At 65.8% G+C, this 13175-nt stretch carries 16 protein-coding genes; 8 read left to right on the plus strand and 8 right to left on the minus strand.

The features are described 5' to 3' along the window. Positions 1-148 precede the first annotated feature (148 nt). Positions 149-958: an EipB family protein gene (locus ACLNGM_RS16265; protein ID WP_416355732.1), complete on the minus strand. Its 810-nt coding sequence runs from the start codon at positions 956-958 to the stop codon at positions 149-151. Positions 959-1059: 101 nt separating this feature from the next. Between ACLNGM_RS16265 and ACLNGM_RS16270 the strand changes: the two genes are divergently transcribed. From ACLNGM_RS16270 to ACLNGM_RS16285, 4 genes are all read left to right on the plus strand, one after another. Continuing rightward, positions 1060-1524 carry a RidA family protein gene (locus tag ACLNGM_RS16270; RefSeq protein ID WP_090964481.1) on the plus strand — a complete coding sequence of 155 codons (465 nt, stop codon included), beginning with the start codon at positions 1060-1062 and terminating at the stop codon, positions 1522-1524. Between the two features lie 4 nt (positions 1525-1528). Continuing rightward, positions 1529-2248: a glycerophosphodiester phosphodiesterase family protein gene (locus ACLNGM_RS16275; protein ID WP_416355733.1), complete on the plus strand. Its 720-nt coding sequence runs from the start codon at positions 1529-1531 to the stop codon at positions 2246-2248. 27 nt (positions 2249-2275) lie between these two features. Then, positions 2276-3478 (plus strand): GNAT family N-acetyltransferase, encoded by a 1203-nt coding sequence (locus ACLNGM_RS16280; RefSeq protein ID WP_416355734.1) that lies wholly within the window; start codon positions 2276-2278, stop codon positions 3476-3478. 65 nt (positions 3479-3543) lie between these two features. Next, a complete protein-coding gene (locus ACLNGM_RS16285) occupies positions 3544-3966 on the plus strand; it encodes an HIT family protein (RefSeq protein WP_416355735.1) in 423 nt (140 codons plus the stop codon). 4 nt (positions 3967-3970) lie between these two features. On the opposite strand, the gene ACLNGM_RS16290 is transcribed toward ACLNGM_RS16285, so the two are convergent. The 5 genes from ACLNGM_RS16290 to ACLNGM_RS16310 all read right to left on the minus strand — a co-directional run bounded on the left by ACLNGM_RS16290 (position 3971) and on the right by ACLNGM_RS16310 (position 8652). Continuing rightward, positions 3971-4336 carry an AzlD domain-containing protein gene (locus ACLNGM_RS16290; RefSeq protein WP_416355736.1) on the minus strand — a complete coding sequence of 122 codons (366 nt, stop codon included), beginning with the start codon at positions 4334-4336 and terminating at the stop codon, positions 3971-3973. Next, positions 4333-5073, minus strand: a complete 741-nt coding sequence (locus ACLNGM_RS16295; RefSeq protein WP_416355737.1) for an AzlC family ABC transporter permease — start codon at positions 5071-5073, stop codon at positions 4333-4335. The genes ACLNGM_RS16290 and ACLNGM_RS16295 overlap by 4 nt, the downstream gene beginning before the upstream one ends. A 65-nt stretch (positions 5074-5138) precedes the next feature. Then, entirely contained in the window at positions 5139-7646 is a 2508-nt protein-coding gene (clpA, locus tag ACLNGM_RS16300) for an ATP-dependent Clp protease ATP-binding subunit ClpA (RefSeq protein ID WP_416355738.1), read from the minus strand. A gap of 8 nt (positions 7647-7654) precedes the next feature. Next, positions 7655-8002 carry an ATP-dependent Clp protease adapter ClpS gene (gene clpS / locus ACLNGM_RS16305; RefSeq protein ID WP_416355739.1) on the minus strand — a complete coding sequence of 116 codons (348 nt, stop codon included), beginning with the start codon at positions 8000-8002 and terminating at the stop codon, positions 7655-7657. A 278-nt stretch (positions 8003-8280) separates the two neighbouring features. After that, positions 8281-8652, minus strand: a complete 372-nt coding sequence (locus tag ACLNGM_RS16310) for a phasin family protein (RefSeq protein WP_090964465.1) — start codon at positions 8650-8652, stop codon at positions 8281-8283. A 324-nt stretch (positions 8653-8976) separates the two neighbouring features. On the opposite strand from ACLNGM_RS16310, the gene ACLNGM_RS16315 reads away from it, so the two are divergent. Continuing rightward, positions 8977-10458 (plus strand): serine hydrolase, encoded by a 1482-nt coding sequence (locus tag ACLNGM_RS16315; protein WP_416355740.1) that lies wholly within the window; start codon positions 8977-8979, stop codon positions 10456-10458. Positions 10459-10562: 104 nt separating this feature from the next. Next, the gene (locus tag ACLNGM_RS16320; RefSeq protein ID WP_175526874.1) at positions 10563-10826 is read left to right on the plus strand and encodes a hypothetical protein; all 264 of its coding nucleotides are present in this window, start codon (positions 10563-10565) and stop codon (positions 10824-10826) included. Between the two features lie 3 nt (positions 10827-10829). On the opposite strand, the gene ACLNGM_RS16325 is transcribed toward ACLNGM_RS16320, so the two are convergent. Beyond that, complete coding sequence (locus ACLNGM_RS16325) at positions 10830-11252, minus strand: DUF1489 family protein (protein WP_416355741.1); 423 nt, start codon at positions 11250-11252, stop codon at positions 10830-10832. A 110-nt stretch (positions 11253-11362) separates the two neighbouring features. Here ACLNGM_RS16325 and ACLNGM_RS16330 point away from each other — a divergent pair, with 110 nt between their 5' ends. Beyond that, positions 11363-12061, plus strand: a complete 699-nt coding sequence (locus tag ACLNGM_RS16330) for a DUF599 domain-containing protein (RefSeq protein WP_416355742.1) — start codon at positions 11363-11365, stop codon at positions 12059-12061. Continuing rightward, on the plus strand, positions 12061-12333 hold the full coding sequence (locus ACLNGM_RS16335) for a DUF3253 domain-containing protein (RefSeq protein ID WP_416355743.1): 273 nt from the start codon (positions 12061-12063) through the stop codon (positions 12331-12333). The genes ACLNGM_RS16330 and ACLNGM_RS16335 overlap by 1 nt, the downstream gene beginning before the upstream one ends. A gap of 3 nt (positions 12334-12336) precedes the next feature. On the opposite strand, the gene ACLNGM_RS16340 is transcribed toward ACLNGM_RS16335, so the two are convergent. Next, entirely contained in the window at positions 12337-13134 is a 798-nt protein-coding gene (locus ACLNGM_RS16340) for a YdcF family protein (protein ID WP_416355744.1), read from the minus strand. Between the last annotated feature and the right edge of the window lie 41 nt (positions 13135-13175).

Consider the following 13175-nt stretch of genomic DNA (forward strand, 5'->3'; position numbering starts at 1 on the left):
TTTATGCCTCCACGGAAAGAAGCGGCCGGCGGCCGCCACCGGAGGGAAGAAAGAGCTTTCGCTCTTCAGATGCCCAACTTCCGTGTGTGGAATGTCGGCGCGCATACACCATATGCGCCGCCCCGGCAAGTGGAACCCTCGCGCGGCGTCAGTTCGCCGGGCACCCCGCCGGACGGTCGTAGAAGTTCAGGCGCGCCAGTCCACCTTCCAGCGTGTAGTCGCCGAAGTCCAGTTTCAGCCGGTCGGTGACACCGTTCTCGTAGAGACGATAGCTCGTCTCGAAGATCGGCAGGCCGTCCCCGTCGCTGTCGCTGTTGTAATAGGATTCCGTCACGTTCCAGGATCGCAGGCCGTCCAGCATCTTGGCGACCTCGGGCTTGGCCGGCACCTCGTCCTTCCTTGCGGGGAGGATCAGCGAGGTCGTGGTCAGATGCTTGTCGGCGTCGTCGTCGCCGTCGAAGAGATTGGCCTGGACCATTCGCTCTCCGGCGAGCGCGCGATCGATGAGCTTGGCGGTATGGCCGAGAGGGAATACCGATAGAGGCAGCTCGGTCTCGCGCTTGACCGGCGAGGTGTAGGACACCGCCGTCGCATCGACCCCGTTGGTCGCGACGCCTTCGACGATCCCCTGCTCCACCCCGTCGACGACTGTCCGGGTGCGGAACTCGTAGCGCTTGCCGTCGCGCGTCTCCTTCGCCAGCGTCTGCTGGTCGGTCACCGTCAGTTCGTCATCCTCGTGGAACCTGGCGACGAACCGGTAATCCAGCGAGAGCGCGTCGCAGGCGTCCGGCTTCAGCTGCAGGGCGATGCGCCCGTCGACGCTGTTGAAGTTGGACGTCTGGGACGCCAGCGCCAGGTCGTAGACCGCCTCGTGCGGCTGGAGATCCGCAGCGCCGGCGGCGCCGCTTGGGACGAAGGCCAGGACGATCGCCGAAAGGGCCATGCCGTATTGCTTCAAGGCGCGTGCATCCCATCATGAAGGCTCATGGGTTCGACGATCGAACCGGCCGATAAAACCTGATAGCCGTGTGCGGCGCAAATTCCCATCCGGAGTGGATCATGACCGAATCGATCGCAGACCGCCTCGCCGCCGCCGGCGTGACCGTACCGGACGCTGCGGCGCCCGCTGCCAACTACGTCTCGTTCGTCCGTTTCGGCTCGATCCTGCAGACGTCCGGCCAGCTTCCCATGGAAGGCGGCAAGGTCGCCGTGACCGGCAAGCTCGGCGGGGGCGTATCGCTCGAGGACGGCCAGCGCGCGGCGCGGCTCTGCGCGATCAACATTCTGGCGCAGGCAAAGGCCGCGCTCGGCGATCTGGAGACGATCGGGCGCCTCCTGAAGCTGACGGTCTTCGTGGCGAGCGCGCCGGAGTTCACCGAGCAGCACAAGGTCGCCAACGGCGCCTCCGACTTCCTCGCCGAAATCCTCGGCGAGCGCGGTCGCCATGCCCGCTCGGCGGTCGGCGTGCCCGCGCTGCCGATGGATGCGGCGGTGGAAATCGAGGCGATGTTCGAGATCGCGTGATCCGATGAGCGGCGCGGCATCCGACCTCGGCTGGCTGACGGCCCGCCCGATCGCCCATCGCGGCCTGCACGACAAGGCGCGGGGCATCCCGGAGAACTCGATGGCGGCGTTCCGCGCCGCCATCGATGGCGGCTACGCGATCGAGTGCGACATCCACCGCACGCGCGATGGCGTTCCCGTCGTCTTCCACGACCACGATCTCGAACGGCTGACCGGCCGGACGGGGACGATCGACGCGCTATCGCCCGCCGAGGTCGCCGATCTCCGCCTCTTCGACACTGAGGAGGCTCCGCCGACGCTCGCCGCGCTTCTGGAACTCGTGGATGGACGCGTTCCGCTCGTCGTCGAGGCCAAGGGGATCGATGCCGCGACCGACGCCGGGTTCATGGCGGACGTGGCGCCCGTCATCGAAGGTTACCGTGGGCCGCTGGCGCTGATGTCCTTCGACGAATGGCTGCTCGACCAGACCGACGGGATCGGCGCTCCGGTGGGCCTTACGGCGGAGGGCACGCGCGCCGACGTTCTGGCGCGACATCGTGCCGTGTTCGAGAGACGCTGCGCCTTTGTGTCCTATAACGTCCACCATCTTCCCAACGCATTCGTGACGTGGGTTCGGGAGAATCGAGGCGCGCCTGTCATCACTTGGACCGTCCGCACCCCGGCCGATGTCGCGCAGACCGAAGCCCACGCCGATCAGATGACGTTCGAGGGCTTCACGCCCTAGCGTCGATACAGAGCAGGACAGACCCGCATGATCGATGAACCTTCCGGCGACGACGGGGCGGACTTCATCGTGCGGGTGGCGGAGGGCCTGAAGGACATCGAGCCGGCCGCCTGGGACGCGCTGGCCGATCCCGGCGGCACGAAGGACGCGTTTCCGCATCCCTTCACGCGGCACGCGTTCCTGTCGTCGCTGGAGGATTCGGGCAGCGTCGGCGGGCGCACCGGATGGCTTCCGCAGCACCTCCTGCTGGAGGATTCCGACGGACAGCTTCTCGCCGCCGTGCCCGCCTATCTTAAAGGGCATAGTCAGGGCGAGTACGTTTTCGACCACGGCTGGGCGGACGCATTCGAGCGCGCGGGCGGACGCTATTATCCGAAGCTTCAGATCAGCGTTCCCTTTACACCTGCGACCGGACCTCGCCTGCTCGTCGGGCATGGCGCCGAGGCGACCGTGCTGCGCGGCGCGATGGTCTCGGCCATCTCCGGCTATGTCCGGCAGACGGGCGTCTCGTCGGCGCACGCGACCTTCCTTCAGGACGCAGACCTGGAGCCGATGCTGCAAGCCGGTTTCCTGCACCGCACCGACCAGCAGTTCCACTTCGTCAATCGCGGCTACGCCAGCTACGACGACTTCCTCGATACATTGGCCTCGCGCAAGCGCAAGGGTCTGCGCAAGGAGCGCCGCGAAGCGCTGGCCGCCGGCATCACGATCGAGCGTCTGTCGGGCTCGGACATCAGCGAGGAGGCGCTCGACGCCTTCTTCGCCTTCTACATGGATACGGGAAGCCGCAAGTGGGGCCGGCCCTATCTCAACCGCGCCTTCTTCCGGCTCGTCACCGAGCGGATGGCGGAAGCAATTGTCCTCGTCATGGCCCGGCGCGAGGGGCGCTACATCGCCGGGGCGCTCAACTTCGTCGGCGGTGACCGCATCTTCGGTCGCTATTGGGGCTGCACCGAAGACCACCCGTTCCTGCATTTCGAGGTCTGCTACCACCAGGCCATCGACTACGCGATCGAGCACAAGCTCTCGATCGTCGAGGCAGGCGCGCAGGGCGAGCACAAGCTCGCGCGCGGCTACGAACCGGTGATCACCCACTCGGCGCACGACATCGCGCATCCCGGCCTGCGTTCGGCCATCGAGGACTACCTCGAACGTGAGCGTCGGCATGTTCTCCTCGCGCAGCCGGAACTCGCGGCCGCCACGCCCTTTCGTCGAGGCGAGGTCGAGTAGACGCGCCGGGGCCATCGACGCTAGATCGGGTCCGTCAGAATCGGCATCAACTTGGGACGGACTGCATGAGCGGCTACGACGACGGCAACATCTTCGCCAAGATCCTGCGCGGCGAAATTCCGGCCGCGAAGATCTTCGAGACCGACGATTTCGTGGCGATCATGGACGTGATGCCGCAGTCGAAAGGCCATTGCCTGCTGCTGCCGAAGGCGCCCTCCCGCAACCTCCTCGACGCGGACGACACGACGCTGGCGAAGGCGCTGCCGGAACTCGCGCGCCTTGCCCGAGCCGCCAAGGCCGCCTTCGACGCTGACGGCGTGGTGATCAACCAGTTCAACGAGGAAGCCGGCGGCCAGACGGTGTTCCACCTGCATTTCCACGTCGTGCCGCATTACGAGGGTGTACCGCTCAAGCGTCATGCCGGCGGCATGGCGGACCCTGCCGAACTGCGCGAGCACGCCGAAGCGATCCGCGCCGCGCTCGCCTGACGCTTCAGAGCATCCCGAGCGCCCATGGCACGCCGAAGAGAACGACCTCGGCGAACAGGATGGCGACGAGGGTTTGGCGCCCCAGCCAGAAATAGGCGGCGAACCCGGTCGCGAGCGCGGCGATCCGGATCGGCAGCGGGATCGCCTCGAGCGAGCCGCCGGGGACGAGCACAAGCCGGCCGATGACCGCCGCCACGAGTGATGTCGCAATCGTCCTCGCCAACGCCACGGCCGGTGATCGCTCGTCGAGCCGGCCGGCCGACAGGACGCCCAGCCAGCGCCAGACATCGGTCGGCAGCCATCCCGCCAGCAGAATGAAGACGTAGGGCCACCAGGCGGCGTCGATCCCGTCGTAGGTCAGCGCATTCATTCCACGCTCCCCGACGCCGCCTTCCAGCGCCCGATCGCATAGGCGACTACACCGCCGACGACGCCGGCGACGAGGATATCGAAACCGGGCGTCAGCCAGTGCGCCAGCGGAATGGCAAGAAGACCGGTCAGAAGCGCGAGGCGCCCGGACAGTTCGCGCGCCGATCCGTAAAGCGAGGTCAGGAAGTAGACGGGCGTGAAGAACGCCAGCGCTCCGGTCGCAAGGGCCGGCAGTTGGCCCATCAGGTTGAAGGCGAAGGCGACCGCCGTGGTGTTGACCGCTGTGAGCGTGATCGCGAATCCGCCGAAGAAATGCGTGCGATGGGCGCGGGGGACACCCGGCAGCTTGTCCAGAGCCACCACCCAGGCCGTCACCGCGACGAAGTGGGACAGGAACAGGAGCGTCGAGCGTCTCGTCCCGGGACCGCGAAGATCCGGTAGGAGCGCGATCACCATCGGCATCATCCGCAATGAGGAGAGGCCGACCGCCAGCGCCGTCGCGGCCAGCGACAAGCCCGCCGTGACCGCGCCGAGCAGAATCAGGTTGGCAGGCAAGGCCCAGATCGTCGCGACCATGAAGGCCGCCTCGGTCCACGTGACGCCGGCCTCGCGCGCGAGGCCCGCAAACCCGAGGTGGGCAACCACGAGAATCAGGGCCGGCGCGCTCAGCACCTGCCTCATGCCGAGAAGGATCCATCGGGAGGCGGGGTCGGCCGGCGCCTCGATCGGTTCTGTCATGTGCTTGCTCGCCCGCCTGTGCATCGAGCCAAAAAAGGCCGCTCCGGGGAGCGGCCTCTTCTAGATCATTCGGCGGGCTTTCTGGGAACCTTCGGAACCGCCCCTGCCCGCTTTTCCGCCTTTTCTCTGGCGGCTGCGGGTTCCTTCGCCGGCTGGACGTCCGGCGCGTCATCCTCCGGCTCGTCTTCGTCGAAGGACGTCGGCTCGTCCTCGATCTCCTCGCCGTCCGGTCCGACGCGGACCTTGCCTCGCGCCTCGTCGGCCTTCCTGGGCTTGGCGTAGGTTTCCTCGGGGATCGATTCGAGGTGCAGCTTGCGGCCGTCCTCGCCATCGACCACCGTCACCTTGACGGTGCCGCCACGCTTCAGCTTGCCGAACAGGACCTCGTCGGCCAGCGGCTTCTTGACGTATTCCTGGATCACGCGGCCAAGCGGACGCGCGCCCATGTGCTCGTCGTAGCCCTTGTCCGCCAGCCAGGCGATCGCCTCCTGATCGAGATCGAAGGTCACGCCGCGCTCGGAGAGCTGGGCTTCCAGCTGCATGACGAACTTCTGAACCACCTCGTGGATCACCGGCGTCGGCAGCGCGCCGAACGGGATGATCGCGTCGAGACGGTTGCGGAACTCCGGCGTGAACAGGCGATTGATCGCCTCCACGTCGTCGCCGGTCCGCTTGCTCGAACCGAAGCCGATCGCTGCGCGCTGCGACTCGGATGCGCCGGCGTTGGTCGTCATGATCAGGATCACATTGCGGAAGTCGATCCGCTTGCCGTTATGATCCGTCAGCTTCCCGTGATCCATCACCTGCAGGAGGATGTTGAACAGGTCGGGGTGCGCCTTCTCGATCTCGTCGAGCAGCAGCACGCAATGCGGATGCTGGTCGACGCCGTCGGTCAGGAGACCGCCCTGGTCGAAACCGACATAGCCCGGAGGCGCGCCGATCAGCCGCGAGACGGTATGCCGCTCCATGTACTCCGACATGTCGAAGCGCAGGAGCTCGATGCCGAGCGCAGACGCAAGCTGCTTGGCGACCTCGGTCTTGCCGACGCCGGTCGGGCCCGAGAAAAGGTAGGAGCCGATCGGCTTCTCCGGTTCGCGAAGGCCGGCGCGCGCCAGCTTGATCGCGGTCGTCAGGTTCTCGATCGCCGCGTTCTGGCCATAGACGACGCGCTTCAGCTGCTCGGAAAGGTTCGACAGAACCTCCTCGTCGTCCTTCGACACCGACTTCGGCGGGATGCGGGCCATCGTTGCGACAGTCGCCTCAATCTCCTTGACGCCGATGCTCTTCTTCCGCTTCGCCTCGGGCAGCAGCATCTGCGACGCACCCGTCTCGTCGATCACGTCGATCGCCTTGTCCGGCAGCTTGCGGTCGTTGATGTAGCGCGCCGACAGCTCGACCGCCGACTTGATCGCATCGTTCGAGAACTTCACGTGGTGGAAGTCCTCGAAATAGGGCTTGAGGCCCTTGAGGATCGCGATCGCGTCCTCGATCGTCGGCTCGGCGACGTCGATCTTCTGGAAGCGGCGGACCAGTGCCCGGTCCTTCTCGAAGAACTGGCGATACTCCTTGTAGGTGGTGGACCCGATGCAGCGGATCGCACCCGACGAGAGGGCCGGCTTCAGAAGATTCGATGCATCCATTGCCCCGCCCGACGTCGCGCCGGCGCCGATCACGGTGTGGATCTCGTCGATGAACAGGACCGCGCCCGGATACTCCTCGAGTTCCTTCACGACCTGCTTCAGGCGCTCCTCGAAGTCGCCCCGATAGCGCGTGCCGGCGAGCAGCGTCCCCATGTCGAGCGAGAAGATCGTGGCGTCCGCCAGCACCTCCGGCACGTCGCCCTCGACGATGCGCTTGGCGAGCCCCTCGGCAATCGCCGTCTTGCCGACGCCGGGATCACCGACATAAAGCGGGTTGTTCTTCGAGCGGCGGCACAGGACCTGGATCGTCCGGTTGATCTCGCTCGCACGGCCTATCAGCGGGTCGATCCGGCCGGTCTTGGCCTTCTCGTTGAGATTGACGCAGTACGCGGTGAGCGCGTCCTGGGCGGTCTTGCGGCGTCCTTCCTCCTCGTTGCCCATGACAGACTGCTCGTCCTCCGCTCCGCGCACGGTACGGCTTTCCGAGCCGCCCGGACGCTTCGAGATCCCATGGGAAAGGAAGTTCACGGCGTCGTAGCGGGTCATCTCCTGCTCCTGCAGGAAGAAGGCCGCATGGCTCTCGCGTTCGGCGAAGATGGCGACGAGCACGTTGGCGCCTGTCACTTCCTCGCGGCCCGACGACTGGACGTGGATCACCGCACGCTGGATCACCCGATGGAACCCGGCTGTCGGCTTGGAATCCTCGTCATGCCCCGTCACGAGGTTGGCGAGTTCGGTGTCGATATACTCCGTCAGCGACGAACGCAGGACGTCGATGTCGACGCTGCACCCCCGCATGACCGCGGAGGCATCCTTGTCTTCAAGCAGCGCGAGGAGCAGGTGCTCCAGCGTCGCGAATTCCTGGTGCCGTTCGTTGGCGAAGGTGAGCGCCTGATGGAGAGATTTCTCCAGGCTTTGCGAAAATGTCGGCAAGCTTCACCTCAATTCTTTTCCATCACGCACTGAAGCGGATGCTGGTGCTGGCGTGCGAAATCCATCACTTGGGTCACCTTCGTCTCGGCCACTTCGTAGGTGTAGACCCCGCACTCACCCACCCCGTGCTGGTGCACGTGGAGCATGATGCGCGTGGCCGCCTCCCGGTCCTTCTGGAAGAAGCGTTCGAGGACGTGGATGACGAACTCCATCGGCGTGTAATCGTCGTTCAGAAGCAGGACCCTGTAAAGGCTCGGCTTCTTGGTCTTGGGCTTGGTCCGGGTGATTACGGAGGTGCCGCGATCGGGCCCGTTCGGACGATCGTCGTCCGGCCCTTGCGACCGGGTCGCCATCATTCGGGCCCCATGCGGAGCCGCCCGTTCGTTCAAGGAGTTCACGTTCGCCATCGCTCGATATGTATGTGCGCCGATCGACAATTTAAGACGCCCTCAGGATGCGGCAAAATTTCGTTCCGCCTAAGCCGGCCGCCACGCCGGGTGTCGCATCTGGAATCGCCGGTCCAGCCGGGACAGTGCGGCTACGACCGGACGCCACGCAACGAAAAAAGGCCCGGCGGGAGCCGAGCCTTTCCAGGATGCATCCCCGGAGGGACGGTCCCGATCGCGAGACCGGATCAGTTCGTATGGTTGGCGGCCTGGTTCGCCATGTTCTGTGCGAACTGCTGGTTCTGCTGGGCCGAGGACTCGAGCGGGCGATAGGCCTCGCGCGCGATGTCCTGGTAGATCTCGCCCATCTTGGTCGCCTGCGACACCCAGGCCTCGTAGGCCGAACGGGCGTACTCGGACTGGACCTCGATCGCCTTGTCGAGCGTGCGGACCTGGGCGAGACGCTCCAGCATCTGCGCGGACTGCTCGTAGGACTTCTTGGTGTACTCGGTCGCCTCGGCGGCGATCTGCTGGAAGCCCTTGGTCATGGCCGACATGGAGCGGAGCGCGTTGTCCATGTTGTCCTTACCAACCTTGTTGGCGTCGGTGTATGCGTTCATCGAACTCTCCCTTGCATGGTTGGGTGACGGCGGGCAGCGTCCAACACCGTCTTCGGGTGCCATATATTGCACTGCACAAATTCCTGCAAGGGGATGGTGCGCCGCGATACCTACTGTTTGGCGACGAGGTCGATCACGACAATTCGAGGCGAATGCCACAAACCGATCACAAGGTTCCGGCAACCATAAACGGATTGGTAAGACCGCCCTGCGTATCTTTCCCTCAAGAAGAGATCGCGAAGACACAGTCTTTAGGACCTGGACAGGCGCTTGGCGTCGCGACCGGGGGCAGCATCTCGACACACGAACACGAGAGTGCCGCCCATGCCGCTGTCCATGTCGACGATCACCGCCGCAGCGAAGCGCATGTCCCACTGTTTGATGGCGGCCACCCTGATCGGCGGTGCGGTTCTCGCGATCGTCCCGGCGCAGGCTCAGGAATCTCCGGAACGCTACTCGGCGATCGTGATCGACGCGAACAATGGCAAAGTGCTCTTCTCGCGAAGCGCGGACGACCGCCGTTACCCCGCCTCCCTCACCAAGATGATGACGCTCTACATGCTCTTCGACGCGCTGGAGAGCGGCCGCGCGACGCTGTCGACGCCGATGAAGGTGTCGGCCTACGCGGCAGCCCGTCCGCCTTCCAAGCTCGGATTGAAGACCGGCTCGACGCTCTCGGTCGAGGAAGGCATCATGGGTCTCGTGACGCGCTCGGCGAACGATGCCTCGGTCGTTATCGGCGAATTCCTCGGCGGCACGGAAAGCCGTTTTGCCGAGATGATGACTGCCAAGGCGCGCAAGCTCGGCATGTCCCGGACCACGTTCCAGAACGCCAACGGCCTGCCGAACGACGCGCAGATGACGACGGCACGCGACATGGCGACGCTCGGCATCGCGCTCCGCGAGCATTTCCCGCAGTATTACAAGTACTTCAGCACACGCAGCTTCAAGTTCCGCGGCCAGACCATCGGCAACCACAACCGGCTCCTCGGCCGCGTCGAGGGCGTCGACGGCATCAAGACCGGCTTCATCAACAAGTCCGGCTTCAATCTCGTTACCTCCGTCGTTCGCGGCGACCGCAAGCTCGTCGCCGTGGTGATGGGCGGTCGCACGGCTCGCTCGCGGGACGACCATATGGCCGAGCTGGTGAAGCAGTACCTCCCGCAGGTCAGCACCCGTGCATCGACGGCCCTGATCGCGGCCTACAACCCGAGCGCTCGCGGCCCGGCCGTCACCGCCCATGCCGAGACCGTCGCGGAAGCGATGCTTCCGAGCGCCGTGCCGGTGCCGACACGCCGCACGTCCAACATCAACCAGCGCGTCGCCGAGGCCTATGGCTCCAACGCCACCGGTGCGATGAACGCGATCACGGCGCCCGAGCGCCGCTCGGTGGTCGGCCGCGACGCGATCCGGGAAGCGCTCGAGGCCAACGATCGTGCCGCGCCGAACGTGGCCACTGCACTCGCCGCGGCCCCCGTGCCCCGCGCGTCGATCCCGAACGTCATCAGCCAGGCCTCCGCAGCGACGGTCGTGCCGACCTCCAGCCGCGACGCCGTCTCGGGCTGGGTCGTCCAGATCGCCGCGACCCCTGCCGAAGCCACCGCCTACGACATCCTGGCGGAAGCCAAGCAGCGCGCCGGCTCGGCCCTCATCGGCGCCCAGGCGTTCACGCAGGCCGTCGCCAGCGGCTCGCAGACCCTCTACCGCGCCCGCTTCTCCGGTTTCGCCGACAAGGCGGCCGCCAACGCTGCCTGCGACGTGCTGAAAAGCAAGGCCTACGCCTGCTACGCCATCGCGGCGAACTGATCGCCCGCGACCACTCCACCCTAGCCGCCGTGCGTCACGCGGAGCCTCCGGGCTCCGAGCGGTCCCCCTTCGCCTGCAGTTTTCAGAGCGTAACCGAGGTTGTCATGTCGTTCGAAACCGAAAGCGCCCTCCTGCCGACCGCCGAGCAGAAGTCGACCGTGATCGGGCTGCACCCGCTGCAGCAGGCGGCTGCACGGCTGACCGACTACCGCGATGGCCGCTCGCGGATGCGTGCCAAGGATCTGGTGGGTATGCTTCTGTGCCACGGCGCGCGTGCCTGGCGGGCCTCGCAGCCGCGCTCCAACACGCGTCTCGTCGTGCGCTCGGCGTCCGGCAACCCGGCCGTCCGGATCGCGTTCGGCCGCTGAGACTCAGAGAAGGCCGAGTTCGGCCAGTTCGCGGCGGAGCGCGGAAGGGAGTTCGGCAAGATCCGCCGCATCGCCTAGATCGGCGGGCGCATCCTCGGCCGTCAGATAGCGCCACCCTTGAAACGGGCGCTTGGGCAATGGCCACGTGCGGATGAAGTCCGGCTTCAGCACGATCCGGCAGCGCTCGATCCCGTCCTCGGTGCGAATCGCGTCGAAGCGCAGGATCGGCTGTCGCACCTGAACCTGTCCCTTGATCACCCAGAAGAGCGAACCGGCGCCGACCATCTCGTCGGCGCGCTTCGGCATCACGCGGGTGACATGCGTCTGTTCGGCGCCCGGTCCGGCGGACAGGCGGGTGCGCACATGGGCCTCGAGATCCTCGACGCTGTCGACACCCACGCAAAGCTTGATCATATGGAGCGGCATGCGCGCTGTTTGCTCGCGCCTTCGGGCGTCGTCAAGGCAAGCGCCGATGTGACGGATCGGCGCCGCGGCACCGACCGTCGAAGCCCGTCCCGTCGTTGTTTCGAGCCGCTATGCGCATCGCCGACATCTTCGATCTCCCCGACCTCATCGCCTTCCTCGCCTTTCTCGGAGGCTGGGTCGCCTATTCCTTCGTGGTCGAATTTCCGGTCTTCGCCCGGCACGGGCTCAGCCGGCAGATGAACCGGCAGCGGGAGGTCTGGATGCAGACCCTCCTGAAGCGCGATCTTCGCATGATCGACACGGCGATCATGACAGGGCTCCAACAAGGGACGGGCTTCTTCGCCTCGGCCTGCATCTTTGCGATCGGCGGCTGCTTCGCGCTGATTGGCTCGGCCGAGCAGATCGCGCTGATCGTCACCGACCTGCCTCTGGAGGGGCGGTTCGACCGGGCTCTGGTGGAGGCGAAGCTGCTGGGCCTCGTCACCATCTTCGCCTATGCCTTCTTCAAGTTCGGCTGGTCCTACCGGCTCTTCAACTACTGCTCGATCCTGATCGGCGCGATCCCGATGCGGCAGGAAGCGGACGCCGATCCGGAGGCTGCCGAAGCCGCCGTCCGGCGTGCCCTCACGATGAACCGCATTGCGGCGCGGCACTTCAACGCGGGCCTGCGCGGCATCTTCTTCGGGCTGGCCTATCTCGGCTGGTTCGTCGGACCGCTGGTGCTGGTCGGCACCACCGTTCTGGTGATCCTGATCCTCGGACATCGCCAGTTCTTTTCCGATGCCAACGTGTCGCTGCGAGATTCCTGATGCCCGACCGCCACGACCAGTCAGCGCTGCGCGAGGAAATCTTGCGCGCGGTCCACGAGCGCGGAGTGGGCAAGACCGTCTGCCCGTCCGAGATCGCCCGCAATCTCGCGGGGTCCGACGAGAAGCGCTGGCGCCTTCTCATGCAGCCCATACGCCAAGCAGCGAGCGCGCTTTCGGACGACGGACTGGTCGTCATCAAGCGCAAGGGCCGCCCGGTCGCGCCGGCCGACCTGAAGGGCATCTACCGTCTATCGCTGCCGGATCGCGCCTGACGCTCAAGCCCGCGGTGCGGGAAACAGGGCGTCGGTCTTCCCCGTCATCCGGTAGACGGCGAGGCCGAGATACTCCCGGATCGCGAAATGCACCTTCTCGAGGTTTCGAACCGTCGTCGCGGATGGGCGATAAAGCGAGGTCCCGGACGGCGTCTGGTAGTCGGTCGGATAAGGCAGCACGTCGAAGCCCGCGACGCGGAAGCATCCGACGGAGCGCGGCATGTGCGCGGCCGACGTGACGAGAAGCCAGGTTTCCCCCGGCTTCGGTTGGGCAATCTCACGGGTGAAGATCGCATTCTCCACGGTGTTCCGCGAGCGGTCCTCGAGTTCGAGTCGCTGCGGTGGCAAGCCTAGCGCCGCAAACAGTTCCTCGGCCATCGACGATTCGGTGATGTCCTCTTCCAGCATGGCCGCTGCGCCGCCGCTGAAAACGACGCGCGCTTGAGGATATTTGCGCGCAAGTGCCATCGTCGTCGTGATGCGGTCGGCTGCGTCGTTGAGTTCCAGTTCGCCCCTCGTGCGTCCGATGCGGGTATCGAACGATCCACCGAGAACCACGATGCCGGCAATGTCTTCCGGTAGCTGCGGCTTCGGAAAGCGGTTCTCGAGGACGCTCAGCATCAGGAGCCCGAGCGGCGTTAGGCTGACGATCGCAAGGATGAAAAACGACGTCCCGACCAGACCGAGCCCGAGGCGCGGCATCTTCAGGAGAAAGGTGAGGATGCCGGCCGCCCCGACCAAGAGAATGATCACGAGCGGCTGGACGAGAAACCAGACGATTTTGGACGCGGCGAAGAACATGGATCAGATCGTCTCGTGGCATGGGTCGCCGCCGCGTCCCG

Origin of the sequence: Aureimonas phyllosphaerae (genome assembly GCF_047943035.1) — a bacterium.
Lineage (GTDB): Bacteria > Pseudomonadota > Alphaproteobacteria > Rhizobiales > Rhizobiaceae > Aureimonas > Aureimonas phyllosphaerae.